Origin of the sequence: Frateuria defendens, assembly GCF_001182895.1 — a bacterium.
In the GTDB taxonomy this organism is placed as follows: Bacteria; Pseudomonadota; Gammaproteobacteria; order Xanthomonadales; family Rhodanobacteraceae; genus Frateuria_B; species Frateuria_B defendens.
This window is the reverse complement of the sequence record NZ_LFQR01000053.1, coordinates 1-25,485: the sequence shown is the minus strand read 5'-3', so window position 1 is coordinate 25,485 and position 25,485 is coordinate 1. Positions and strand designations below refer to the sequence as shown.

16 protein-coding genes are annotated in these 25,485 nt (G+C 59.3%); 6 read left to right on the top strand and 10 right to left on the bottom strand.

Annotated features, from left to right (window positions below; translation table 11 throughout):
* Window positions 1-108 precede the first annotated feature (108 nt).
* The 10 genes from ACH65_RS08980 to ACH65_RS08920 all read right to left on the bottom strand — a co-directional run bounded on the left by ACH65_RS08980 (window position 109) and on the right by ACH65_RS08920 (window position 17,712).
* On the bottom strand, window positions 109-1,095 hold the full coding sequence (locus tag ACH65_RS08980) for an IS5 family transposase (protein ID WP_049622255.1): 987 nt from the start codon (window positions 1,093-1,095) through the stop codon (window positions 109-111).
* 338 nt (window positions 1,096-1,433) lie between these two features.
* A complete protein-coding gene (locus ACH65_RS08975; protein WP_049622254.1) occupies window positions 1,434-2,459 on the bottom strand; it encodes an IS110 family RNA-guided transposase in 1,026 nt (341 codons plus the stop codon).
* Window positions 2,460-2,713: 254 nt separating this feature from the next.
* Window positions 2,714-4,807, bottom strand: coding sequence for a BREX system Lon protease-like protein BrxL (gene brxL, locus ACH65_RS08970; RefSeq protein WP_049622253.1), 2,094 nt, complete (start codon window positions 4,805-4,807; stop codon window positions 2,714-2,716).
* Window positions 4,808-4,812: 5 nt separating this feature from the next.
* Complete coding sequence (locus ACH65_RS08965) at window positions 4,813-7,341, bottom strand: PglZ domain-containing protein (RefSeq protein WP_049622252.1); 2,529 nt, start codon at window positions 7,339-7,341, stop codon at window positions 4,813-4,815.
* Window positions 7,338-11,225, bottom strand: coding sequence for a BREX-1 system adenine-specific DNA-methyltransferase PglX (gene pglX, locus ACH65_RS19775; RefSeq protein WP_153242536.1), 3,888 nt, complete (start codon window positions 11,223-11,225; stop codon window positions 7,338-7,340). Before pglX ends, ACH65_RS08965 begins: the two co-directional genes overlap by 4 nt.
* Window positions 11,226-14,858 carry a BREX system P-loop protein BrxC gene (gene brxC, locus ACH65_RS08940; protein ID WP_049622247.1) on the bottom strand — a complete coding sequence of 1,211 codons (3,633 nt, stop codon included), beginning with the start codon at window positions 14,856-14,858 and terminating at the stop codon, window positions 11,226-11,228. It abuts the gene before it with no gap.
* Between the two features lie 28 nt (window positions 14,859-14,886).
* Window positions 14,887-15,462, bottom strand: coding sequence for a BREX protein BrxB domain-containing protein (locus ACH65_RS08935; protein WP_049622246.1), 576 nt, complete (start codon window positions 15,460-15,462; stop codon window positions 14,887-14,889).
* Window positions 15,443-16,231 carry a DUF1819 family protein gene (locus ACH65_RS08930; protein ID WP_049622257.1) on the bottom strand — a complete coding sequence of 263 codons (789 nt, stop codon included), beginning with the start codon at window positions 16,229-16,231 and terminating at the stop codon, window positions 15,443-15,445. The genes ACH65_RS08935 and ACH65_RS08930 overlap by 20 nt, the downstream gene beginning before the upstream one ends.
* 2 nt (window positions 16,232-16,233) lie before the next feature.
* Entirely contained in the window at window positions 16,234-16,734 is a 501-nt protein-coding gene (locus tag ACH65_RS08925; protein ID WP_049622245.1) for a BrxE family protein, read from the bottom strand.
* A 63-nt stretch (window positions 16,735-16,797) separates the two neighbouring features.
* Window positions 16,798-17,712: a helix-turn-helix transcriptional regulator gene (locus ACH65_RS08920; protein WP_049622244.1), complete on the bottom strand. Its 915-nt coding sequence runs from the start codon at window positions 17,710-17,712 to the stop codon at window positions 16,798-16,800.
* 155 nt (window positions 17,713-17,867) lie between these two features.
* Here ACH65_RS08920 and ACH65_RS08915 point away from each other — a divergent pair, with 155 nt between their 5' ends.
* The 6 genes from ACH65_RS08915 to ACH65_RS08895 form a co-directional block, all read left to right on the top strand.
* Complete coding sequence (locus ACH65_RS08915) at window positions 17,868-19,328, top strand: DUF3375 domain-containing protein (protein ID WP_049622243.1); 1,461 nt, start codon at window positions 17,868-17,870, stop codon at window positions 19,326-19,328.
* A complete protein-coding gene (locus tag ACH65_RS08910) occupies window positions 19,315-20,022 on the top strand; it encodes a DUF4194 domain-containing protein (protein WP_049622242.1) in 708 nt (235 codons plus the stop codon). The genes ACH65_RS08915 and ACH65_RS08910 overlap by 14 nt, the downstream gene beginning before the upstream one ends.
* Window positions 20,019-23,393 carry an ATP-binding protein gene (locus ACH65_RS08905; RefSeq protein WP_049622241.1) on the top strand — a complete coding sequence of 1,125 codons (3,375 nt, stop codon included), beginning with the start codon at window positions 20,019-20,021 and terminating at the stop codon, window positions 23,391-23,393. Before ACH65_RS08910 ends, ACH65_RS08905 begins: the two co-directional genes overlap by 4 nt.
* The gene (locus ACH65_RS18925; RefSeq protein WP_082190222.1) at window positions 23,380-24,543 is read left to right on the top strand and encodes a Wadjet anti-phage system protein JetD domain-containing protein; all 1,164 of its coding nucleotides are present in this window, start codon (window positions 23,380-23,382) and stop codon (window positions 24,541-24,543) included. Before ACH65_RS08905 ends, ACH65_RS18925 begins: the two co-directional genes overlap by 14 nt.
* A gap of 76 nt (window positions 24,544-24,619) precedes the next feature.
* Window positions 24,620-25,075, top strand: a complete 456-nt coding sequence (locus tag ACH65_RS08900; RefSeq protein WP_202594174.1) for a hypothetical protein — start codon at window positions 24,620-24,622, stop codon at window positions 25,073-25,075.
* Window positions 25,076-25,133: 58 nt separating this feature from the next.
* The coding region (locus tag ACH65_RS08895) for a hypothetical protein (protein WP_202594173.1) at window positions 25,134-25,485 on the top strand (352 nt) is incomplete at its 3' end.

The window sequence follows — 25,485 nt, the reverse complement described above, 5'->3', positions numbered from 1 at the left end:
TGTTCTTCGTCGTCTGTTGTCGGACGACAGATAAACACCGCATCGTTGGGCGACTTCGCCCCCCTGATTTGCCGCGTTTCAGCGCGGCAGCGCGCTCGGCGGGCGCACTTATCCTGTCGTGGCCAGCAGGTGCTTGCGGACCATCCACAGGTTGCCCAGCGCGAATAGCGTCAGCACCTGCGCGCCGTTTTTGGCCAAGCCGCGATAGCGTGCCTTCACATGACCAAACTGCCGCTTGATCACCCGGAACGGATGCTCAACCACGGCGCGGATCGAGGCCTTGAGATGTTCGACCTGCTCGGTCAGATCACGCAGGACCTCATCCTCAATCGCCTTGACCTTGCTGCGCTTGGCCGCGATATGCCACTTCCGCCCACGCTTGGCTGGCGCGTGTTTCTCCGCCCCCGTGTAGCCGGCGTCGCCAAACACGACGTTCTCTTTGCCGTGCAGCAGGTCTCGCACCTGGGTGACATCGCCCACGTTCGCCGCCGTCGTCACCACGCTGTGGACCAGGCCGGTGGCCTCATCCACGCCGATATGCGCCTTCATGCCGAAATACCACTGGTTGCCCTTCTTCGTCTGGTGCATTTCCGGATCACGCGCCTTGTCCCGATTCTTCGTCGAGGACGGCGCGCCAAGGATGGTCGCGTCCACGATCGTGCCCTGCGAGAGCTTCAGCCCCTTGTCGTGCAGATGCCGGTTCACCGCCTTGAACAGCTCTTTGGCCAGCCCGTGCTTCTCCAGCAGGTGGCGGAACTTGCATACCGTCGTTTCGTCCGGCGCCGGCTCGCGTCCCAGATCAATCCCCACGAATCGCCGCATCGACGCGGAGTCGTACAGCGCTTCCTCCACCGCCGGATCGGACAGCGCATACCACTGCTGCAGGAAGTGGATGCGCAACATGCGCTCCAGACCCACCGGGCGGCGCCCGCCTTCGGCGCGTGCCTTCGGATAGAACGGCTCGATCACCGCGCACAGCTCGGCCCACGGCACCACCTTGTCCATCTCGGTCAGAAACACATCGCGCCGCGTCGGCTTGCGATGGGTCTCGAATCCACCATCGGCCTGGGTGGCCAAGGTCAGCTGCTCGGGCATCTTCTACACTCTGTCGGCGGGGGCTTCGCTTCGACCGCGGGGCAAAATCAGAGTTTTATATGGACGCCTCCCGTTTGGCAAAGTCCACTTTGAGGTGATGTCGGAACAGGAAACGACTGCAGTTTTATATCCGGCCTTTGATGCAGGTCAGATACCTGCTGGCCCTGATGGAATTCGCTGACCCGTGCCTCATTTCCCTAAAGGGCTCAAAACCCTAAACTCTGATCAGGCTTGGCGGATCACGGTCCGACCTGTTTGCCATCACTTCTTCACGTACCTTGCGCAACTTTTCAGCAGACCCTCCTTGGGTTGAAGTGGAAGTCGCGTGTGCCGCCGACTTACGCCGGCTGACTCACATACCCGGGTTGGTACGCTCGCTGATGAGCCAAGAGTGCCCACAGCGTGCGTGCCGTCTTGTTGGCCATGGCTACCACCGCCACGTTGACCGGGCGCCGCTTAGCCAGATTCATGGCCCACTCGGATGGCTCTTTGCTGCGCGCCAACACCACGCGGGCGCCGTGGATCAGCAACGTACGCAGATAGGTATCTCCGCGCTTGCTGATGCCCAACAGCTTGACCCGACCGCCGGTTCCGACCTGACGAGGTACCAGACCCAGCCAGGCCGCGAACTCGCGTCCGGATGTGAAGGCTTTCGCGTCGCCCATCGTCGCCACTGCTGCCGTAGCGGTTAGCAGGCCGACGCCAGGGATCTCCGCGATGCGCCGACAGGCTTCGTCCTGCCGCTGCCAGATCTGCAGCCGCCTCTCGATTTCGGCTACCTGCTCGTCAAGCTGACCGATCCGTGCGAACTGCTCGCGCAAGGTCTCGATCAACATCGTTGGCAACCGATCCGCCAGGCATGCCAGAACTTCCGGCAGCGCCTTGGCTATCGCGTGCCGGCCTTGCGGCATCACCTCGCCGTACTCGGTCAACAAGCCGCGCAGCGCGTTGATCTGGGCGGTGCGAAACTTCACCAGTTGCTGGCGCATCCGATGCATCGCCAGCACTGCTTGCTGCGCTTCTGTCTTCACGGCGACCGCTTTGATGCCTGGCTGCTGGACCGCCGTCCAGATCGCCCTCGCATCAGCCACGTCGTTCTTGTTCCCGCCGACAAAGGGTCGAACCCGTTTGGCCGGCAGCAGCTTGACAATGTGGCCCAGCGCGATCAGTCGCCTCGCCCAGTGCTGAGCGCCACCGCATGCCTCCATGCCGATCAGGCATGCCGCCCGGTTGACGAAATGATTCAGGAATTTCTCGCGCTTGAGTTGCACGCTCACGATTTCACCCGTCGTCATATCGACCTCGTGCACCTGGAATACCCGCTTGGCGATGTCCACACCGACCACGTTCTTGGTAACGTTCATCTCGGACCCTCCGGTTGCCTGGTGGAGACCCTGGTCTACCACGCCTTGGGCACTTTGATGCCGTCGGCCCGGAGGGTCCACTCTTAAGCAGTCACCTTCACCTTGGTGAGAAGGGAGGCGTCCATCCCATTTCCCTAGGAGCAAGGTGTCCCAGGTGGATTCACGAAGCGCATCCCACAAAGCAATATCGATACGGCCCATGCGCTTCTACGCATTCACTCTGCGGGCTGGCAGTTTGGCGGCTGTCGTTTGCATCATGCTCGGAAGATATCCACCTTCGTTTCAAGGCACTTGCGCAGGCTCAGATCGTTCGCGCCCACCTCGAACCACCCCCCAGGCTTCTGGTAGAAGTCCAGTCCTCGCCCGATCTTGATGACCCAGCCATTATCCAGACGGATTTCGCGGTCATGGATGTTCGGGTTGAGCTTTACCTCCAGTTCGACATCCAGCTCCAGCAGACTCTGTTTCAGCTCGTCGAGCTTCTCAGCGATGTCAGCCAACTGGGTCTTGTCGTCGTAGCCGGTGATTAGGCTGATCTTCTTCACGGTACCGGCCTTCAGTACCGTTTCGCAGAAGCGCACGAAGTTCTGAATCTGGTGCTGCAGCCGGATGTACGGGTCTTCGATGACGACCGCCTTCGCGCCCTGCAAGTAGGGGCCAAGGATCGATTCATAGCTGTAACCCGTGTCGCCATAAAGGATGCTGAAGTGCTGCTCCTTGAGCTCCACTGCTGGTGGCGCAACCACTGGTGGTGTTGGCGGAATCGGCGACAGGGCCGTTGAAGGTTCTGCCGCAACGATAGGCGCGGGCTGCACGGCTGGCTGTGCTTCGACTGTTTCGCTGGGCTGCTCACCTGCCTGGCTCAAACGACGGCGAGCCGGTTCTTGTGTTGCCGGCGCATCCTTCGACTCCGGGCAGAAAACCACTACCTCCTCGCCGCTGACCTTGAAGTAGGACAGATTGATGCGCGCAAACTCGTCATCTGGTTTGCGCTTGTTCATCTGCTCCTTGACGCGGCGCCGGCACTCGGTCGCGTAGGCCACATATTCTTCGAACTCGTCGTCAGTCGGTGGGCCGTTCGGGTGCAGCACCTTCAAGAATGCGCAGACGGTCTTCTTGATGCCTTTTTCGTCGCGCCCTTCGATGGCCTTGCCGAGTCGAATGCGTTTACTGACCTCCTCATACCGGTTCGTGTGCTTGAACTGATAGTGGAAGGCTTCTGCTAGGTAGTCGGTGATGAACCCGTAATTGCTGGTCAGGAACTCGCTGCTGTTCTTCGGCATTTCCCAGCCTGGGATGTACGCGGCGAAACGGTCCATCACGGCCAGGTCGAGCTCTGGCGGAAGTGGTTGGAATAGGTCGTGCTCGTTGGAGTTGACCACCTGCTGCACTGACACATCGATGTTGCCGACAAAACTCAGGCTGGCATCGGCAATGACTTCGGCCCCGCGCGAAAAGCGCCCGTTGGCCATGAAGTCCTTCATGATTTGGATGGTGTCCGGATCGCGCACCTTGATTCCACCGACCTCGTCAAAGGCGACCGTGTCCCAGAAGCCGACCAAGCCCACCTTGCGGCGCGCGTTGTTGTAGAACAGCGTTGCCTTGGTCGCCTGGCCGCCCGAGATCAAGGTGGCGTAGGGTGAAAACTCGCTGAAAAAGTAGGATTTGCCGGTGCCGCGTGGGCCCAGCTCGATGTAGTTGTAATTGGGCTCCACCAGCGCGGCCAGCCTGGCGATGAAATGCATCTGCACGCGTTTCGAGAGCTTGCTGGGTTCCAAACCGACGGAGCGCAGAACCGCTGCGATCCACTCATCGCGAGTGAAAGCTGCCCGGCCTTCTGCATAGCGGTCGAAGTCGAAGCGCGTCAGTTGAATTGGGCGCAGGTCCTCGATGGAGAACGCGTAGTCGTCCTCATCGATGTCGTTGTGCGCCAGGGTGACTTCGGCCCAAATGCCGCCTTCCAGCAGCCTGTCGTTGTCACGGTAGAACTTCTCGCCAATCGCGATACGTTGCGAATTGAAGTTTTCTAGCGATGCCCAGTGGCGCTTCTCTTTCTCGACATAGCGAACGTGAACCTTGTCGATGAACCGGTGCTTGCCCTTGGTGGCGACCTTGGACTGCGCGGCATTGGCCTCGTCTGGCCGCACGTAGTTCTCCTGCAGAGACGAGAGCACGGCCTCCATGCCGGCATCCATCTCTGCCTGGTCATTGCTGGCGCAATACTTGGCGAGCAGAAACTCCAGGACGAACGTCGGGACGTTGGTGCCTTTTTTGATCCGATGCAGCAAGTCCTTACGAAGGACTTTGCCGTCAAAAGTGGCGTTTAGTTTTTGGTCGAGTTCGTCCATAGGGCTCATTCCGTATAGTCGGTTTCAAGCGCCAGATTGCTGTAGGCGGCCAGGGTCGTCGGGTTAAGCGCCTTAACCGAGAACTTGCCTCTGAACTCATCATCCATCCGCAGTGCAATCTGTTTGCGCTGCCCTGGCATCAGGGTCACGGTTCTGGTCGCAGGGTTCACATCCCCGCCTGGGCGCGGCTCTCCCACTACGTTGCCCTTGCTGTCCTGCGCTTCCAGCAGGATCTCCACGTTCATGTCTTGCGAGAACATGTCGTCGGCCACCAGTATCACTTCGATGACCGGCAATCGCGTAGTGATTCGTTTGGCGCCGTTCTTGTAGCTCAGATCCACCACCACCTTGCGCAATTCCGCATGGGCGGCGGTATCCAGCCGCGCAACCAGGACCGGCACAACGGCCTCCGCCAGGGATGCCCCACCGTGGAAATACAGATGCCCCGCGCGATAGGGCGCCATGCTGCGCGGTAGCGCCACTTGGGAGAAATCGCCCCGAATGCCTACCTTCTCTGCGCTCACGACCAGGCTGTGTCCATCTGCCGTGCCATCACCGAGCATCATGCGGTCGTGCGCATTTACGGGCCACTTCCCCTGCGGCTTGACGCACACATCGCCGGCCTCCGCTTGCGCGTTCAGGAAGAAGCCATGGTCTGTGACGATCACCGCTTCCTTGAAGCCCATGCCGCGCAGCTTGTGGAGTGCGACACGGATCAGCTTCAACGTGCCAGGGATCAGCCCGAGCGTTGTCTCGGGGTTGCTTTCCAGTTGGCTGTCGATTTCCGTGGAGCGCAGCACCAGCAGATCGACGGTCTCCGCGATTTTCGGCTTGCCACGCACAAAATCATTGAGCGGCATTTCGGCGAAGCGATCTCCATACCGCTTGGCCAGCACATTCATGCGCTGCGGGACGTTGCCCACGGGCGCCCCCGCCAGCTTAGGTAGGAGTGAGTCGTTCTCCAGCGCCAGGGTCAAGCCCGTGCGTGCACCAGGCAGCAAGCTCGCCATACCCACCAGGGTGATGGTCGGCAGCTGTGCATAGGCAGATTGCAGTTCGACCGGCCCATCCTCCGCCAGCAGTTTTTCGAGAGCCACACCTAACTCATAGCGCAGGGCGTCCACCATCAGGTAGGCCACCTTGCGCCCGCTTTCCTTGAGGCGATCTGCCACCAGTCGATCAAAGGCATCGGCGTTGGCCAATCGTCCAGTGGGTGGCCAACCAGCGGTCTCGACGTGCTTCACGAACACGCCCTGGACCTTTTCGGCCAAGCGCCGATAGCGCGCCCGAGCCTGGCTTATCACTTCATGCATCAACCCGTGCTGGTCGAGGAAGTCGCCTGCGGCTTGCTCAAACTCGCGCTGCAAGCGATCTGCTTCACGCAGACTGCCCAGATAAAAATCGACCAGCTCCGCCTGAGAGCGGGCGTGATCTGGCAACTGGCGTTCAAAGTCTTCGCAGGCCTCCACCAGACTCAGCCCGGAGCGCACCAACTCCCATTGGGCCTGGCTTTCTCCCTTGCCCAGCCATACCGAACTCTTGTGGCGGGTCAGCACCCGGCGTGTGGCATCGGTGTCGCCGCTGACGATGCCCTTGATCGCCGTGCGCAGGAAAGTCCGCTCCTCGAAGGGGAAGGTATCGCGCTCGCCCAGGTCTTCAATCGCCCCGCACAGATCGGTCAGGTTGAGCTCCGCCTCGATGGCTTCCGCCCGCTCGATGTACACCGCGCGTGATTTCGGGTCGCTGCGCAACCGGTCGCACACATCCTCGACGATGGGCCTCGCTTCCATCGGTGCGTGCGGCACTCCCTTCAGGGTGTCCGGCAGCGCCACCGGCAAATCGAACACGAACTCGCTGAACAGCACATAGCGCCACAGCTCATCCGCCAGCGCGGACCACGTCTTGCCGCGCGTCTTCACGCTCAGCCCCAAGGTGGCGCGGAGGAAATCGCGTGCCTCCTGCACCCAGCCTTCCTGCCCTTTCAATGCTTCGGTCTGGCTGATACTCGGGGCTAACAGTGCCGCGAGAATCTCGCGGCCAGACTCCACCCGCAGAGTGGCTCGCAACTGGGGCCAGCTCACGCCACCGCCGATCGCGTCGATCACCGCGAAGGTCGGCCCTAAAGGAGACCCGGCGAACACTCGGCGGATTTCGGTAGCGTGATCCGGCCGGGCGCGCAGGCAAAGGCTTAAGTATTCGTCGCCATCGTCTTGTGGAAACACCGCGCCGCATCCCGCGTACAGGGCGAACGGGTCAGCCTGCTTCTGCTCGTCGGTTTCGGGGCGCTTGGTGGGCACATAGATCAACACACCTTCCAGCGGTGCTTTGGGTTGCCCCACCTCGCGCAACGCCCGCAATGCCGCCTCACGGCTTTCAATGCTGCTTTCAGATGCGTCGATCACGCGCACCTTGTCGGCCGCCAAGTCGAAACACTGTCCGCGGTAGCGCTTATCGGCGTCGTATACCACCAGGGCACCAGCTTGCTTCAAGCGCGGCCGCAGCACGCTCTCGCGGATAAATTCAGCAATACTCATTCATCACCCCCAGCATTCTTCTTGCCGCGCGCCTTCTTCGGTTTGGCCTCGGGCTCGATGTAGAGGTCCTCCAGCCCATGCGCTATAGCCAGAGACTTGTCAGTCTTACACTTCTCGCGAACGCGATCGGGCCAGTAGTTCATGGCGAGGTGCGCCCAGTCGTAGTCGCCTTTCTCCAGCTTGGCCCATGTGTCCTTGAGCACCTTCTGCCAGGGCTTGTGCCGGAACAGCGGCCACAGCGGTGCGGCGCTGATTTGCACGCCATCGTCGTGATTGGGCTTGTAGGTGGGTGCGAGCTTGAGCAAAGTGTCGCGCAGCTCGATCAACTCCAGTTCGAAGGCTTGCAGGGCCTCAAACTGCTTCTCGTCGTCGCGAGTGCGGGCCGAACCCTTGTTGCGCAGCGCCGTCACGTCATCGCCAACTTGTTTAAGCTTGGGCTCGACGAAGTCGTTGACCGCGGTGTACAGCGTCTGGCTGCTGAGACTGGGGTAATAGACCCACACCGTGTAATCACCTGAAGCTGATGACAGTGGCCAATAGATCGGAGCCTGTCTCCCGCTAAGTGAATACTGGGCCAAGTGCTTAGAAAAGAATCCGTTTGGTCTTTGTATGTAATCGGCGAGTTTTTGGACTCGAAGTGAAGCGCAGAGATCATTCTCCCATGCTCCAGATTTCCCATGGAAAAACTCATCAAAGAGGTGTCTCACCCTTTCAACAAGGCGATTGTTCGCATCAGAACTCGACTCGCAAATACCGCCGAGTTCCACGACGTCAGGATGTTCATTGGCGATGTTTGGAAGTCTTTTTACCTCAGCACGGATATCAGCTTGACCGGGGGCAAATTTAGGGATGGCTGCAAATGCATCCGGTATCGACAGACCTCCCTCGCTCGCGGTTCGAGAAATCTGCTCAGCGAAATCCCATCGGCCAAACACGCAGCCAATTGCGTACGAAAGAATAGTCGAAGCGACTACTTCGATAGAGACATCATGATAATCTGTTGATTCTCCATCAGCGTCATCATCGCCCGCCCGATCTCCATCAACAGGTTCGCCAAGAAGCTCATCGGCCCAACTTAGATCGTCTATGGAATATTCGCTCGATAAGAGTTCGCTTGCGATGGAAATCGCGCGATCGTGAGATCTACTCTCTTCGGAAGCCATATTCTGTAGAGCAGTTGTTGTTGCCGCCAATGACTCGCAAAGATGTGGCCCGAGAAACCGGGGGGATATTTCACGGGCACTAATTCTAAAAGTTAGCGAGGCGTCTACAGCGACCTTCGAGGCGCTCTCAATTTGAGCAACCACTTCATCACCTGGCACAACCCATGGCAGCCGCTTGAGCGAACCAGTCGAATAGTCGCCGAAATTTGATTGGAGATGAATAAATCCTCGAACCAAGCGACTATTGATCCAACCCAGCAAGTACAGTGAAGAAAATTCGCTTGTGCTAAGTACGGCCGGGCCATTGCTAGTGAAAATGGTATCCGCAGGCAAAACCCTAGCACTGAAACCTTTTGCGCTACGCTTTGAATATGTCACCCCAGGCATGTACCAGTAGTCAGATGCTTGCCGGACTTGGGCGGTGGACCCGTTGAGGCTACGATTTATTTCCTTGAGTTCAGCGCCCTCATTCGCCCAATTGAGAAGCAAATGCGTATCAAGGTAGAAGTATGAAAAATCTCCGCCTTTACTAAACCGCTCCCACGATTTTCCTCGCCCAATACGCTCTGGCTCGACCTCCCACCAGAGGCGGATGAATCGGAAGTTATCGAATGACTTCATGCCTTCTCGCGCTGTTCCAATAGCGGGCTCAAAGTACGTACCGGACGATAGAAGCTCTCTTACACGCGCAGGCGCTGCATAAAGAATCTTCGATTGAGGTAAGGCAAGAAACCATTCCCTTCTGAAAAATGATGCCCCCTCGGATGCAATAGCTGCATTCAACGCAGATTCACGATTTTCAGTCACCTTTCTTAGGTCGATGACTGAAAAATCACTATCGCCCACTGGACCAAGAACATATGCGGCAGCTTCAACGTGAGCGTCATCCATTACTCCAAGGCCAAAATCTGCCAGGCAAATGAGCCTTGGGAGGATTACTTTGCTACGGAATTGCTCAAGGCGCGGGGACATCAAAAAGGAGCGAGAAGATATGCACCCCACAAACCCGGAGCTCGACAACTCGTTCGCTCTTGCTACAAAGCTTGCATAGATGTCGTTATGAAAGCCTGAGTAGTTCTTTCTAATGTATTCGTACGTGTTTTCGGTTGGTGCCCCAAAAGGGGGATTCATTACCGTTACGTCGAATTTCTCCCGAATCAAATCGATTAATCGAAGTCCTTCGAGTGCATCCAATGCAAACAGGCGCCCCTGATACGCCGACTTGGCTGCCTGGGCGAATTCAGTGAGCGCCGTGCGCAGACGAGCCTCCGCCTGCTGCCAGTTCTCTTGCTCCTGTTGGGCAAACAGGCCGGTGCCTTTGCCCACATAGACCTGACGGATCAAATGCGGCAGCTCGCGCTCGACCTGTAGCAGCACACCCAGCTCCGGCAGGCCCTTAAGCAATTGCAGGGTCTTCTCGAACAGCTCGGCGTCGCGCTGATCGAGGTTGGCCACGAACTGCTGGCGCAACTCACGCTCTGCCGGGGGCGCAATGGCGGCAACCACATGGCCCCGCCCAATCAGCGGGCGGTCTTTGGCTTTGACACCGGCATCGTGCCAGGCACGCTGGGCCCGCAGCCACAACGCCAACGAGGCGATCTGGGCGGCGCGTGGGTCGATGTCTACGCCATAGATATTGTGCTCGATGATCAGACGCGGCACGTCCCGCAGAAATGCCGCCTCATCTTCGTAGGTCTGGCTCAGTGGCTTTAGCGCAGCCTGGGGCTGGGTGGAAACATCCAGTGAGCCTGGGCCGTGTTCTTTCTCCCAGGCCCAGGCCTCGCGATAGATCTCGGCGAACAGATCAAAGGCATACAGGCCAAAGTGCATGGAGCCGCAGGCCGGGTCCAGCAGCTTCAGCGTGCGCGAGTCGCGCAGCTTGGTGGCGGCTTCGGGCGTCTCTTCCGGCTTCACCAGCAGGTACTGGCAGCGCTCCCGCAGGCCGGTGGCCCCGCCGGTGGCGTTGAACCACAGTCGCCCCAGGGTGTTATCGACCAGAAACTCGACCACGTAGCGCGGCGTGAAGAACTGGTTGCGCACAGCCAGCTCGCGACTGTTGCGCGGCGCCTGCGACGCATCGCGCATCGCCTTGCGCTCTTCTTTCGAGTTGAAGTACTGGTAGATCCAGCCGATGGTTTCGTCCTCGCTCCACAGCGGGGCGATGTCGGCATCGTTGATAAGGTTGAGCACTTGCAGCAGCGCGGCTTCGCGCGGGAACAAGCGGCCCTGCGGCGAGTAGCGATCGAACAATCCAGGCAAGTCCTGGCTCAGCTCATCGAACACACTGAACAGGTAGGTGCGGTAGGCATCGCCGGTTTCGCCCAGGCCAGTGCCGGCCAGGCGCGCGTAAAGTTGAAAGCCCTTGGCTTGGAAGCCGTTGCCCACCGACTCGACCAGCAGGCCACGCGCCTCGGCCATACGCAGCGCCGCCAAGCGGTTGAGCACGGTAAAGGCCTGCTCGCGGACGATACGGTCCAGCCCCTGGCTGGCATTCATGTCGCCGCTGGCGGTGTAGTGCGCCAGGGTATCGCGCAGAATGCGGGCAGATTCGCGCTGGGCGTCATTGATATGGCGCAGGCTGGTGAGTTCCGCCACGGTGCCTGCATTCGGGTCCATGCCGTAGTCGTTCTGGAGCTGGCGGGTGAACTCCTCCTCCAGCACACGGCGCGCGTCGTTGACGAAGCGCTGTAGGCGGTTTCTTGTTGTTTGGTCGAAGGCCATTTACTGATCGCCTCCCTTGCCAACCGAGAACGTCACTTCGATCTCTGCATAGAGGCCGATCTGTGCCTTAATCTCGTGGAGCTGCTGAATCAGCGAATCGATGTCTGCAGCCGAAGTCACCTTCATGGGCACCGCGATCGACTTGGTGAGCTTGGCCGGTCCTTTATCACCCGTCTTGGCGCGCTCTTCTTCCATGCGCTGGCGTAGACGTTCCTGGCCCTGGCGCTGAATCGAGCGCTTGAGATCTTCGAGGGTGCTGTTGATGTCGTAGTCACGGGCCAGGAGCTTTTTGAGTCCGGCCAGGTCCTGCGTGGCTGCCAGGGCGAGGCCATCTAGTCGGTTGACGGCATTGCCGCGCTCCTCTTGCGTGAGCTCTTCCCACTCGGGGATGCGCTGCAGGTCCTCAACGCCTTCCTTCAAGCGCAGCTTCTGCTGCTCAGACAGGGTGATGACGGCATCGCGCACCCGGCCCTTCAGGTGCGTGAGCTGCGAATTGAAGTCGGCGGTGTGCTTGTAGAAGTCCTCTTTGCCCAAACGCTCCGACAGGGTGTCCAGGTCTTCGCTCAGTTCGCGTCGCAGTTCGCCAGGCACTCCAGTGTCCGGTAAGGCCTCGATGTCACGGCGATGGGCCTGCAAGTCCCGCAAAGTGGCGTCGAGCCCGTTGTCGAGCACGCGCTTTACTTCGAGCGCCCACTTGAGGTTGTCGTAAATGGCGGATGTTTCTGCGCCCAACCGCTGAGGCGCGTCGGAAGCGTCTGTGAACAGGACGTCGGCAATGTCCTGGTTCAAGGTGCGAATGCGGTCACTGCCCGCCAGCCCGAGGCCGCTGAGCTTTTCGGCCAGGGAGCCGTAGTCGTGCTGGAAGCGCGGGAAGTGCTTCGCCGCCGCCTTGCTGATTTCTTGCTCCAGCGGAATGACCATGTCACCGACCAGCTCGGTGAGTCGCTCTGCGGCGCGACCGAGCGTTTCGATAGACGGACGCTCGTCGCGCAGGGCGACACCGATCTGCTTGAAGGAGTTGTTGGTCTTCAGGGCATCGATTGCCTGCTGCCCAGCGGCCGTGACTTCGCGTCCCGAGACCTTGAGCTTGATCTCGCCGGCCATGAGCATGGCGGCGACGATGTAGCGCGTGGTGTCCGGCGACCAGCCGAACGGGTCGCTGCTGAAGTCGTCGAGCAGGCGCTTGCCATCGACCGTGCCGCGCTTGTCGATGTAGTCGCGGATGCTGATCATCGCCTTGTGGTCGGTCTTAAAGGAGGCGCGACCTGCCACGGTTTGCACCAGGCCGAGCGGGTCCAGCGCGCTGCTGATGGCAGCGGGGTTGGCGACTTTCAGGAACTTCTCGGCGGTGTCCGTGCCGGCGCGTACTGGGGCTTCGACATAGCGGTCGAAGACTTGGTCGGCCACATCGGAGAGCAGCTTCTTGGCTGCTTCCAGTAGGTCGCCGTCCAGCGCCGACACCGCCGTAGCCTGGCCACGGAAAACAAACGAGCCTGCTTGCAGGGTTTGCTTGATCTTGCTCTGCAGCTGGGTAGCCAGCTTGGCAGCACGGTCGAGCTGGCCGGTGCAATAGTCTTTGACCTCTTGGTCAGGCTCGTTGCGATGCAGTTCGGCAATGCGCTGGCAGCGATAGATTTCGTTCGCCAGGTCGTCGAGTTCGGAATTGGCGCGGGCCAATAGCCCGATGACGTTCCGGCCCGCACGGCTACGGGAGTCATCCAGCATCCGGTTCTTGGCTGTGTCGTAGTCGCTGGCGGGCACCAACTCCACGACAGTTTGAATAGTGCTCTGATCGCCGGCCAGGCTGGTGATAGCGCTGCCGGCCTGGACCTTCAGGCCCGTAGCAACGGCCATCGTGCCGTGGAGGCTGACGCGGGGCAGCGGATCGAAGGACTCACGCAAGGCATCGTTGAAGATGCGCTTCACGTCCACGGTGCGCAGCGCAATGGCGCCACGCTCTTGTTCGATGTCCCGCAGCTTTTCGCTGAGGAAGACGAGGTTGCCGTCCTTCTCACCGAGCGGCACATGAACGTCACCCAACATTTCTTCCACAGCCTTGCGCACCGTATCGAGCTGCGAGGACGCAGTGATCGATGGGTGCATCAGGCTGGCGACGTTCTGCGCCGACACCGGCAGGTTGCCGAGAATCTGCAAAACGGCGACGGACTTGGCGATGTCCTGGTGGAGTTGCGAGTCTGGGAAGCGAATCTGGACTTTGCCAACCGCCTGGTGGATGGACGTGAAGGCGCGACGAATGTCCTTCTCCAGCTCGTCATAAAGAGTGACGGTGGTGGCCAGCCAGCCTACGGGCTGATCGGCCATTGCCTTGGAGCCGCCTTCGCCTTTCAGGACGTCCTGGATCACCTTGATCGCAGAGCGCAGGCCGATGCCGCCAGTGGACTTGGCCAGGGCGCCCAGCAAGTGCAGCAGGATGTCGAAGTGAGCCGGCAGGAACGGGTAGAGATTGGTGAAACTCTCTTTGCTGAAGTCCGCGTCGTAATACTTGGCGTCTTGCAGCTTGGTGTTGTGCCGCAGCGCCTGGCCGTGGGCCTCGAACAGCTTGCCGAGCTCAGTCTCACCAGCTGGTGACTTACCGAGCAGGCGGCGGTAGCAGATCTCCTTGATGTCGCTCGATTCAAGGTCGATCTGGATCGGGAAGCGATCTTTCAGCTTGTAGAGCTTGTCCGAGTTCAGCGCTGCGCGCGGGTCGTCCTCGGTAAGGGTCTGCTGCGCGGTGGAGATGATCCAGGCCTTGCCGTCGCCGAGCCGCTTGAGGTTCTTGGCCAGGCCATCGAGGTTAAGGATCAGGTTGTCGCGCGAGGCCACGTACTGGCCGACTTCGTCGACGATGAAAATGATGTTCTGCTTGCCACTCTTCTCGCGGACGATGTCGATCATCTCTTGCACGCGCTGGTCTTCGAACTGGAAGAAGCCTTCGGTGCTGGACGAGAATGACTTGGCCTCCGGGAAGAGTGCCGGGTACATCTCATGGGCGATCTTCGGGATCAAGCCATCGATGGCCAGTGGGTTGTTCTGCACGCGAGCCCAGGTGGCACCTGGTAGCGCCTGGGCGATGCGCTCATGGAGTTCGGGCGTGCGACCGTCCTTCTCGACCATGCGCTCAAAAGCGGCAACCTTCAGGTTGCGCGAGTAGCCGGCCCACTGCAGCACCTTGAAGTAGAGGACGGTGGAGACGTCTTCCATGGTGGCGCCGGCGAGCATTTCACTCGCCAGGTCCAGCATGACCACGGCGGCCGGGAAGCGCTGCGCCACGGTGCTGAGGAGGGCCTTGGTCTGCGGCTTGTGCAGGCGATCCTGCAGGTACTTGATGAACGGAGTGCCGTCGATGGTGCGCTGATCATCGAACGCCAGGCCGAGGTACTTGGTGAACGAGCTCTTACCGGAACCATAGAAGCCCGATACCCAAACGCCCACTTCATTCTCGCCACCGGACTCCATCGCCAGCTGCATGCGATCGAGGAGCTTGCGGAACTGCTCCTCAATGCTCTCGGTGACCACGTACTCGGAGATCTCAGCCTTGAGGCGACCTTCTTGCGAGGCGCCATAGGTGATGACCTTCTCGATGGTCCGGTAGATGTCCTTGCTTGGGTCGAAGAGTGAGCGAATGGTCATAGGTTTGTCCCAGGGTTCTTTTGTCTGTTCAGCCGCCGACGTGGACGGAGCGGTAATTGCCGTCTTCCGGGTAGAAGCCGAGAAACTTCAGGCGTGTCTTGCCGGTTCGCACGCCGGGGTACAGAAAAATCGTCGGCACGTGAAACTTGCCCTGGAGCTGGCTTTCGATGGCGCCGATGCGCATAAACGGATGCAGTGCCTCAAGATCCGTTACCAACAGCAGCGCGTTCTGCTGGTCTTCGAGCGGCTGCAGGGCATCCTCCAGTCGCTTCAGTAGGCCGTTATCCGCCGTCAGAATGTCCGCCAGCGCCTTGTTGGTACGCGGCCAATCCAGCGGAGCGGACTTGTCCTCCATCACGCACAGCGACCAGAACGGGTCGTCTTTGAGCAGGGCCCAGATCTGTTCAGCGATGGAGAACGTGTACACGTTCCAGCCTTCCTGATGCAGCTTGGCCACCCAAGCGGGCGTTTGCCGCTTCACCTCGAGGATCTGCTCTGGTGGGAAGACGAGGTAGTAAATCGGCTCGAAGCTCGCATGACCGAGCTCACGCCCGTGGCGGATGCGCTCGCGCAATTCGTCGAAATCAGCTTTGAGTGAGGACATCGCAGAGCGCCTCCATGTCTTGTTGTTTCCAGCTGATGCGGATCACGTCGCCAGCAGCCTGGACGATGAGCAACCCCTTCAGCGAGAGTCGTTTGATTTCCTCCAGCACGTCTTCGCGCGCCAGGCCAAATAACTGCCAGTCTTCGTGCGTCAGCAGAGCGTTGTCACCGACGCCGGAAAAGTGCAGTTCGTAGGCCAAGTAAGCGGCCACGGATGGTGAAATACGGAACGGCAGGATGCGACGGCTCGAACGCAAACCGCGCTCAAGCATTCCGTAGTCGGCGCAGCATCCGGTCAAATAGGCGGAGACACGCCGCACAGTGGTTTCCGACCAGCGTTTGATGGTCTTGCCGTCATCGATGCCGCGCTCAACAAAGGTGCGAGCGTCGTCATTGGTGATCTGTGTATATCCACCGGCATATCGAGCCCAGTAAACGTGGCGCACGAAGTCGCCAAGAATAGGGTTGGCCCGACTCGTAAATACGAGCATGAGCTGCGTCAGGTCAGCCGTGGATATCGTTGCGGACAGCCGCTTGAGATGTGCTGCTGGTGCACCACCTGCCACGAGATAGCGTGGAGCGAAGCATTCGACGACGATGTTGCGAAGTCGGCGCGCGGTAACGGTGGGAAATCGACCCGATTCCAGTGCGACCTGATGCAACTGGTTCGCCGACATGCCAGGCGACCACAGGTCGAGCAGCGTCTTGGTCTCGTTGACGAGCCCAAGGCCTGCTTGTAACTGAGTCGTATAGGGCGTGTTGTCGGCCACGATCACCCCACCAGATACGGATAAGTTTTGGCGTTCTGTGTGAACGCCGATAGATAGGCCGCAGCGATAGCCTTCAGGGTGTCGGTGGAATCGAGGTCCTTGATGCCCCCGACCGCCGTTGGACCGACGCTGGACGCACCGCCTGTGGCGGCCAATCGCTTCAACGCATCCAGTGCAGCCTCTTTGCTTTGTGGTGCCTGGCTGGCGAGTTCTTCTCCCACGCTGCTTTGCACGGTCGCGTGCAGGTCTTGCTCAACCTCCTCGGGCAACCGAAACAGGTGGTAGCTACCCACACTCAAATGCTCGTCGTGCAATCGCCTGGCTGCTTCCAGCACACCGTGGTACTGAGCAAGGCGAGACGTTTTCGAGAAGACCGGCTCCAGGAAGAGCTTGCTCGATGACTCATAGAACGCCGTGGGCCACCAGGCGCACTGAGCACGCTCGCCAAGGAAGCCGACGAGCATCCTCATCTGCAGTAATGTCGGTAGGTAGGATTCCTTCATCTCATCTCTCTTTTTTCATTGGTTCTACCGACGCAAACGGCGTAAGGCAGAGGCATCCGCATTTCAGTCATATTCCGCTCCAGCTCCAGTGGCTTCTGGCGCCGCATACCCTGGAGCCAGCACGGCATTGCGAACACCGTAGATGGCGAGGTGGTCTTTCAACCAAAGCCGGTACTCATGGCCACGCAGGCTGTGATCCGGGGAGCAGTCGACACTCCATTTGCGCAGGATGTATCCGGCCGTGGCGGCACGCAGCTTCATCCGCAGCAGGCCGTCGCGCATGCCGTAATCCATCTCGGTGATCTCCGGCCGGGGTTGATCTGGGTGCGGCACCAGCTCCAGCTCAACGATCCGGGTCCACTGAATGTCCTGATCGCTCATCTCGTGGGGTGCCACTGGCTGGCCCTTGAGCACCACGGGTCGCTTGATCCGGGTGATGACGAAATCCCGGAACCCCTGCGACTTCCTATCGAAGGCGCGGACGTGCCAACGGAGGCCGTTGTCGATTAGCGCGAACGGGACGATCTCCCGCTCGGTGCGGCCACTGGAGATCGAGTGGTACTCGATGCCGAGCGGACACTCCTGGTGGATCGCCCGGGTCACGCTCGCCAGCACATCCAGATCCGGATGCGTGAGCCGTGACGGGCTCTCGCTGGCCACCCACGCCTTGAGCCGCATCGGCTCACCATCGCCAAAGCCCTGGGTCAGCCACGACAGCACCCGCTCCGGTGGAAAGTCGAAGACGGGCCGGAAGTCCGGCCCCAGGACGTAGGACTTGCCCTTGGGGTCGTAGTCGATGTTGCCCGGGGCCAACTCCTTGTACAGCGCCAGATCCCTGGATGCGGCGGCGGACTGGATGCCAAACCGCGTGACCAAGTCCTGACGGCGTATCTCCCCGATGAAGCGCACGCGCAACTCCACGAACGCGAGCCGGTCGCGTTGTGGCTGGGTTAGATCTGCAAGCTGTTCGTTCGACATCCTGGCTGGCTCGTTCGGGTTAGCGAATGCTTGTACGGATTATTGCGGAAAGTATATGGTATGCCCTAGAATCTGTCCATGCCTCTATTTTGATTTGCATGTACGTCGTATTGTGATAACTACGTGGTAGTGACCCGCCACTTTGGAGCACGGGAGTGAAAGCAGACAAAGCCATCGCGACCTACCGGCGCATGCGGGCGCAACCGTTGTGGCGCCTGCTTGCCTCGAACACTGGACCTACCGTCATTGGCCTGCTCCAAGCCCATCTCTACGAGAGCGAGCGGAGCCTTCCTGCCTCCATTTTTCACGAACGAATCGCAAGGGATCTGGAAGAGCTGCGCGCACATGGCGAAGACTTTCCCCAAACCGCACAAGCGTATGTCGCCAGCTGGCTTGCCGATGGGTACTTGGAGCGACGCTTCCCGGCTGGGGCTTCAGAGGAGGAATATGAACTCTCCACGGCCTCCGTCGAAGCCATCCGATTTGTCTCTGGCCTGGAGCAGCCGCACTCAGCCGCGACCGAAAGCCGCCTGACGCTTGTTATCGAGGCGCTGGCCCGGCTTGCAGAGGACACCGACACCGATAAATTCCGCCGCATCGACCGGCTCATGGCAGAGCAAGCCCGAATCGACAAGGAGATAGACGCCATCCAGAAGGGGCAGATGCGCGTGCTGCCCCATACAACGGCGTTGGAGCGTACGCGCGAAATCATCACGCTGGCCGACGATCTTGCGGGTGATTTCCGTCGTGTCCGCGACCAGTTCGATCAGCTAAATCGAGATCTCCGTGAACGCATCATGGACAACGATGGCAATCGGGGCGACGTGCTGGATTCGCTGTTTGCCGGAATCGACCTGATTTCAGAAAGCGACGCGGGAAGAACTTTCGCTGCTTTCTGGCGATTGCTAACGGACCCACAGCAGGCCGCCACACTTGATCAGGCTCTCGATAGCGTCATGTCGCGGGAGTTTGTAGGTCAGCTCGAAGCCAAGGAGCGTCGATTCCTACTTCGGCTGACACGAACCCTTCTTGAGCAGGGCGGCATGGTCCACGAAGTGCTCCAAACGTTTGCCCGCAGCCTGAAGCATTTCGTCCAGAGCCGTGAATACCTCGAGCAACGCCGACTCAATCACCTTCTGAAAGACGCTCAGCGAGCAGCACTCGCTCTGAAGGACGAAGTCAGGGCCACAGAAACTCTACAGTACACGCTTGAGCTCACGAGCAGCCGTTTGCGCTCCTTGTCTCAATGGGTGCTGTACGACCCCTCCCTACAAGCCTTGCCCGGTCAAATGGCGGAAGGTGACGCCCCACCAATCGACCTGGAGTCTGTCAGCGAACTGGTCGCCCAATCCGAGATCGACTTCCGAACATTGAAGGCCAACGTCCTGGCTGTCCTGGAGCAACGGTCTCAGGCATCCATTGCTGAAGTGCTGGAGCAGTTCCCCGCTGCACAGGGTTTGGGCAGCGTCGTCGGCCTGCTTGCATTGGGCAGTCGGCATGGTTTCAAAGCCGACCATAGCGAAACCGTAGGCTGGGTTGGCGGCGACGACGAGCGTCGTAACGCCCGAATTCCAAAGATCTTCTTTTTGAGGGAGCGGGCCAATGAACTGGTCTGAGAACGACGAAACGGCGATGCCAGCCAAAGTACAAGCACCAGATCCTGCGCAGGAATCTGCCGCCCATCTTTTCATGGGTGACAGCGGCGAGTTGGCGCTGGATACCCGGCGCGCCCTGGTGCAGCTACTTGCGGGACCTTCGCTCGACGGACGTCGACATCCAAAACTCTGGCCGATACTAGTGCGAGACGAAGCGGTGATACGTCGGCGCCTTGCCGAACTGTTTCTCGAACTAGTCATCGACCGGGACGTACAAGTTGCCTTCACCCGCCAGGCAGATACCGGCGACCTCGAAGTGCCACTTCTGCTGCGTCGCGCGCAGCTGACCTTCATTGACTCCATTCTGCTGCTCCACCTTCGCCAGCGATTGACCCAGGCGGACTCGCAGGGCGATCGTGCCGTGGTATCGACGGACGAGATGATGGAGTTTCTTACCCTCTATGAGCGAGCTTCCAACACCGACCGCGCGGGATTCGCGAAACGGGTTCATGCATCCATCGAGAAGATCAAGAAGCACAGCATCCTCCAGAAAATTCGCTCGAGTGAGGATCGCTTCGAAATTTCACCCACGTTGAAGCTCCTCTTCTCAGCAGAGGAAATACAAGCTCTTACCCACTTGTATCAGCGCATGGCTGCCGGAGAGACGCCAGGGCAACTGGTTCAGACTGAGCCTGATGAGGAGGCCGACCAATGATCTCGGAACCCCAAACCGCCTCCTTGTTCGCCCGGGAACAGTTCCGGATGACTCGCCTGCAGGTCTACAACTGGGGCACTTTTTCTGGCCTGCATGACGTACCGATCAGCGAACGAGGCTTTCTGTTTGTCGGTCGATCGGGGGCTGGGAAATCGACTCTTCTCGACGCTTTTTCGGCGTTGCTGGTGCCACCTCGCTGGATCGACTTCAACGCTGCCGCGCGCGAGGCTGACCGCAGCGGTCGTGACCGAAACCTCGTCTCCTACGTACGTGGTGCATGGGCCGAACAGAAGGATGGAGATTCAGGTGAGATCGCCACCCGTTACTTGCGCTCGGGGACAACGTGGTCAGCCTTGGCACTGACTTACCAGAACGCATTGGGCCAGTTTGTGGTGCTTGTTCAAGTGTTTTGGCTGCGTGGTAATGCAAATGGAAACACCGACGTCAAACGCCACTACCTTGTCCTGGAGCGGGCCTTTGACCTGCGCGAGTTGGAGGACTTCGGCCAATCCAACTTCGACATCCGAAAGCTCAAGCAGTCATTCCCCGAGGCGTTCGCCCGCGACGAGTTTCGTCCCTATTGCGAACGATTCTCCCGCTTGCTCGGTATCGAGAGCGAAATGGCGCTGCGTTTGCTGCACAAAACACAGTCGGCCAAAAATCTCGGCGATCTCAATACCTTCCTGCGCGATTTCATGCTGGACAAGCCAGAAACCTTCGAGGTGGCCGATCGCTTGGTCAGCGAATTTGGCGAACTCAATGCGGCCCACCAGGCGGTAGTGACAGCTCGCGAGCAGGTTCAAACACTTGCGCCAGCGCGGGAGCAGTATCAGCGGAGAGATTCGTTGATGCTGCAGCGCAATGGCCTGGATGAGCTTCGGCTGGGCGTTGATGGCTACCGGGAAACCCGCCGCGTTGAACTCCTCAAGCGGCATATCGAGTCCCTGGAGGTGCAAGCCAGCGGCTCGGAAGGTGAAGTTAGTCGACGCCAGAGCATCCTGGATAACCACGCCACAACCTTGCGCGATCTGGAGCGACAGCACCGTGAAGCCGGCGGTGATCAGATCGAGCAATGGGAGGCAGAGAAATCTGGTCTAGAAGGCCAGCGCACGGATCGTCTGCGCAAACGCGGCCAGGCTGAAGAAGCATGCAAGAAGCTTGGCTGGAGCCTCCCGGACTCGCCTCAGGAATTCGCTGAGCTGTTGGGCAACGCGCGGCAGGAAGTCGAAAACTGGGAGCAACGTAGCAGCGAGAACCGCGAAGAACAGTTCCGCTTGGCAGCTCAAAAGAAGGACGCCGAAACCGCATTTTCGCAAGCGGTGAAGGAGGTGCAGGCACTCCAGCGCCAACCATCGAATATTTCAGCCGATATGCTGGAAATGCGCCGAGACATCGCCTCAGGCATCGGGATCTCGGAGTCGGCGCTGCCCTTTGTTGGCGAACTCATCGAGGTAAAGCCTGACGAGGCCGAGTGGCAAGGTGCCATCGAGCGCGTACTGCACGGATTTGCGCTCTCACTCTTGGTGGACGAGCGCCAGTATTCGGCGTTGGCCAATCACATCAACAACACCCACCTTGGGCAGCGCCTGGTGTATTACCGGACTGGCCGGCCGGAGACGTGGCAGGCCAAGCCCATTGGTGCCAATTCACTCGTCCTCAAGCTGAACGTCAAGGAGGGTACGTATGCCGATTGGCTGCAGGCCGAGCTACGGCAACGCTTCGATTACGCGTGCGTCGAGTCCATTCAGTCGTTCAGGAGCGCTGATCGAGCCATCACCCGCGAGGGGCAGGTCAAGCACAGCAAAACCCGGCATGAGAAGGACGACCGGAGAAGTGTCGGCGACCGACGAAACTGGGTGCTCGGGTTCGATAACCGCGAGAAGCTTGGGCTCTTTCAAGCCCAGGCCCGGGAGCTGGCTGCGACGATTACGCGCCTCGGGCGAGAAATCGAAACCCTCGCCGACCAAGACAAGAATCGTGCGACCCGAGCGATGCAGTGCCAGACCTTGGTGAATCTCCAGTGGCAGGAAATCGATGTAATACCGTTGCTAGACCGCATTTCCACCATCGAGCGGCAGATTCGCGAAGCGCGGGAAGGCAATACAGCCTTACTGCATATCAGTGAGCGGATCGACAAGCAAAAGCACTCGGTTGATCAAGCAGACGAGGACCTCCGCGAAGCCAAGGTCGCGCATGACTCCGTTCTCAAGCAGATCAACGATAGCACGCAGAAGCTTGAATCCCTCCTCCAAGATGCTTTCCGGGTTCCATTGACTCCCCATCAGATCAAGGGACTCGACGAACGTTTCACCAAGCAGTCAGACGCGATCAGGCTCGAAAGCCTCGACAAGGTAGCAACCGCTGTTGAGAGAGGTCTCAACACAGAAATCAGTGAGATCAAAGATGAGATCGGCGATTGCGAGAAGGAAATAGAAGCGCGCTTCGCCGCATTCAAACGGCAGTGGCCTATGGACGCTGGCGACATGGACACGAGCCTCGCCAGCGCACCAGACTTTTTCGCCAAGTTGGTTCGACTGGAAACGGATGGCCTGCCCGCCTACGAGCAGCGATTCTTCGAACTGTTGCAGAACCAAAGCCACCAGAATCTAGCAGCACTCTCCACCTACCTGAACGACGCTCGTAAAGCCATCCTAGAACGAATGGATCTGGTCAACGACAGTCTTGGCCAGGTGCCGTTCAACCAAAGCGTCAATCAACGCACCTATCTCCACATCGACGCCAGTGACCGGCAACTTGCTGACGTCAAGGAGTTCAAGCAGGAAATCCAGCAGGCACTTAGCCATGCGTGGACGGAGGACCACGAGTTTGCCGAGGCGCGGTTCCTGGCCCTGCGCCGACTTGTTGATCGACTCGCCAGTCAGGACCCCGAGCAAAAACGCTGGCGCGAGACTGTGCTCGACGTTCGACAGCATGTTGAGTTCATCGGACGGGAGATCGATGAAGGAGGTGTCGAGGTCGAGATCTACCGAAGCGGTGCGGGTAAGTCTGGAGGCCAGCGCCAGAAGTTAGCCACCACGTGCTTGGCCGCAGCCCTGCGGTATCAACTGGGCGGAAACGAGCACGGCGTACCGATGTATGCACCCGTCGTGCTTGATGAGGCATTCGACAAGGCTGACAACGAGTTCACCACTTTGGCGATGAACATCTTTACCAATTTCGGATTTCAAATGGTCGTCGCTACGCCGCTGAAGTCCGTCATGACCCTCGAACCATTCATCGGTGGCGCCTGCTTCGTAGATATCAGTGACCGGCGAGTGTCAGGCGTCCTGCTGATCGAGTACGACGGTGACCGTCAGCGGTTGAAGCTGCCGGAGCATGCTCGAGAGGAGGCTAGCGTTGAAGCTTCCTGAAGATGTCCGACAGTTTCTCGTCCGTCGCTTTCAAAGCAAACAACGCGAGTGGCTGATTGGCGAGGTTGGCGAGAGCCAATGGCCGCTGGAAGTTCCGCTCAGCATACCGACGGAACAGGCTGCGCTGAGGCAAGTCGACGGCGTTCGCGCTTGGGTGAGCGCATGGCAAGGTTGGCAAGGAGTCGGCACCCTGTCCTGGTGTGAGCGCCGGTGGAAAGCGCTCGGCGTCCAGCGACTGCCAGAGAAACTGGCGCTACGAAGCCCTGAAGATGTTGCCTTGTGGATCGGAGAATCTGCACGGTGGGCCCGTGCCCAATCTCGCTATCAGACGCTCACTGCTCGCTGGCCGGTACTGGCGCAGCAGTTGCCGAGATATTTTGATGTCCTCGCTGACTACGGCGATGCCGATTTTCGTCGGCTGGCAGAGATGCTGGGGTGGATCAATCTCAATCCGAAATCGAATCTCTACCCGCGACAAATTCCGATCGCCGGCGCCGACAGCAAATGGCTGGATTCTAGAAAGGGTCTCATCTCTGACTTGGTTGCGACGCTCCAGGGTGACCCGACAGGAGAGCGCGACTTCTTTAGGCGCTGCGGTTTGAGGGCACAGCCGCAGTTAATACGCATGCGCGTTCTAGACCCAGAACTGAGAGCCCGTTTGGGCGGTCTTGGCGATATCTCTGCTCCTTGTGAGGAAGTGGCAAGCGTTGGCATTCGACCAAAGAATGTATTCGTTGTTGAGAACCTTCAAACTGGGCTTGCGTTTGATGACCTGCCAGGGGCGGTTGTGATCATGCGCCTGGGTTACGCGGTTGACGTTTTGGAACAGCTTCCATGGCTACAACAGGCGCAATGCATCTACTGGGGTGACATTGATACGCATGGCTTTGCCATTCTGAATCGAGCCAGAACATACATCCCTAGCCTGAGAACTGTGCTTATGGATGAGTCAACGCTGATGAGTCATCGTGATTTATGGGTCGAAGAGAAAGATCAGCACTCTTCCACAGAGCTCCCACTACTCACCAGTACCGAACAAAAGCTCTATCAGTCAATCAAGGGAAATGCCTGTGGTCAACAAGTCCGCCTCGAACAGGAGCGGATACGCTGGGATGTGGCGTGGAATGCCATACAGGCAAGTATTCGATGACTCAGGATTAGGGAAGTCAGTCGTGAGCGGAAATCGATGGGATCAGCCGAGGGTGCCCCACAAAGGATGGCACTGCGTGGACGTGGTCGACCTGCGGGCCGACGGCGAGTCGGCGGACGAAACCGATTACGCGACCTGCCAGATGTGCGGCAACGAGAAGATCCGCTACGTCCACATCATGGAGCATCCGGATCTGGACGAGAACTTCGACGTCGGGTGCGTCTGCGCCGAGAAAATGAGCGGGGACTACGAGGGGCCGAAACGGCGTGAGGCCAAGTTGCGCAACCGAGCAGCGCGCCGGACCCGATGGCTGCAGCGCAAGTGGCGGGTGTCCGCCAAGGGGAACAGCTTTCTAAACGTCGATGGGCACAACCTCGGTGTCCATATGAACAAGTTCAAGCGGTGGGGCTACCGGATCGGGAGCCGGTTCAGCACCAAGACCTACGCAACCAAGGACGAAGCCAAGCTGGCCCTGTTCGACGACTTCTGGGCCGCGACCCAAGATGACGAGCGACTGTGGGCTTCGGACTGATTCCAGCCGGCTGGCGGACCAGTCGTAGACCAGGACACATCAAACAATAAAAACAGACTTGATCGAAAAGTACGCGCCGATTCTTTGTGGGTCGACGCCTCCGGTGGTGCGCGATCCGCGCCTGTTGATGGACTCAAGCGGCGACGTGCAGATCTATTACGCGCCGTTCGAGTACATCAACCCCAGTGCGCGGATCGTTCTGGTCGGGATCACGCCGGGCCCCACTCAGATGGTCAATGCCAACAACGAGGCGCGGCGCGCGCTTCAGGCCGGCAAGCCCAGCACGGAAGCGATCCAGGCCGCCAAGAGCGTCGGCGCGTTCAGTGGCGAGCCTTTGCGGAGCAACCTGATCAACCAGCTCAACCATTGGGGCTTTCATAAGTGGCTCGGCCTAGGAGCGTGGGCGGTAG

What these genes read in the sequence shown, in the direction of transcription:
- ACH65_RS08980 (WP_049622255.1), bottom strand. Translation starts at nt 1,095, where the DNA reads ATGCCCGAGCAGCTGACCTTGGCCACCCAGGCCGATGGTGGATTCGAG.
- ACH65_RS08975 (WP_049622254.1), bottom strand. Translation starts at nt 2,459, where the DNA reads ATGAACGTTACCAAGAACGTGGTCGGTGTGGACATCGCCAAGCGGGTA.
- brxL (WP_049622253.1), bottom strand. Translation starts at nt 4,807, where the DNA reads ATGGACGAACTCGACCAAAAACTAAACGCCACTTTTGACGGCAAAGTC.
- ACH65_RS08965 (WP_049622252.1), bottom strand. Translation starts at nt 7,341, where the DNA reads ATGAGTATTGCTGAATTTATCCGCGAGAGCGTGCTGCGGCCGCGCTTG.
- pglX (WP_153242536.1), bottom strand. Translation starts at nt 11,225, where the DNA reads ATGGCCTTCGACCAAACAACAAGAAACCGCCTACAGCGCTTCGTCAAC.
- brxC (WP_049622247.1), bottom strand. Translation starts at nt 14,858, where the DNA reads ATGACCATTCGCTCACTCTTCGACCCAAGCAAGGACATCTACCGGACC.
- ACH65_RS08935 (WP_049622246.1), bottom strand. Translation starts at nt 15,462, where the DNA reads ATGTCCTCACTCAAAGCTGATTTCGACGAATTGCGCGAGCGCATCCGC.
- ACH65_RS08925 (WP_049622245.1), bottom strand. Translation starts at nt 16,734, where the DNA reads ATGAAGGAATCCTACCTACCGACATTACTGCAGATGAGGATGCTCGTC.
- ACH65_RS08920 (WP_049622244.1), bottom strand. Translation starts at nt 17,712, where the DNA reads ATGTCGAACGAACAGCTTGCAGATCTAACCCAGCCACAACGCGACCGG.
- ACH65_RS08910 (WP_049622242.1), top strand. Translation starts at nt 19,315, where the DNA reads ATGAACTGGTCTGAGAACGACGAAACGGCGATGCCAGCCAAAGTACAA.
- ACH65_RS08905 (WP_049622241.1), top strand. Translation starts at nt 20,019, where the DNA reads ATGATCTCGGAACCCCAAACCGCCTCCTTGTTCGCCCGGGAACAGTTC.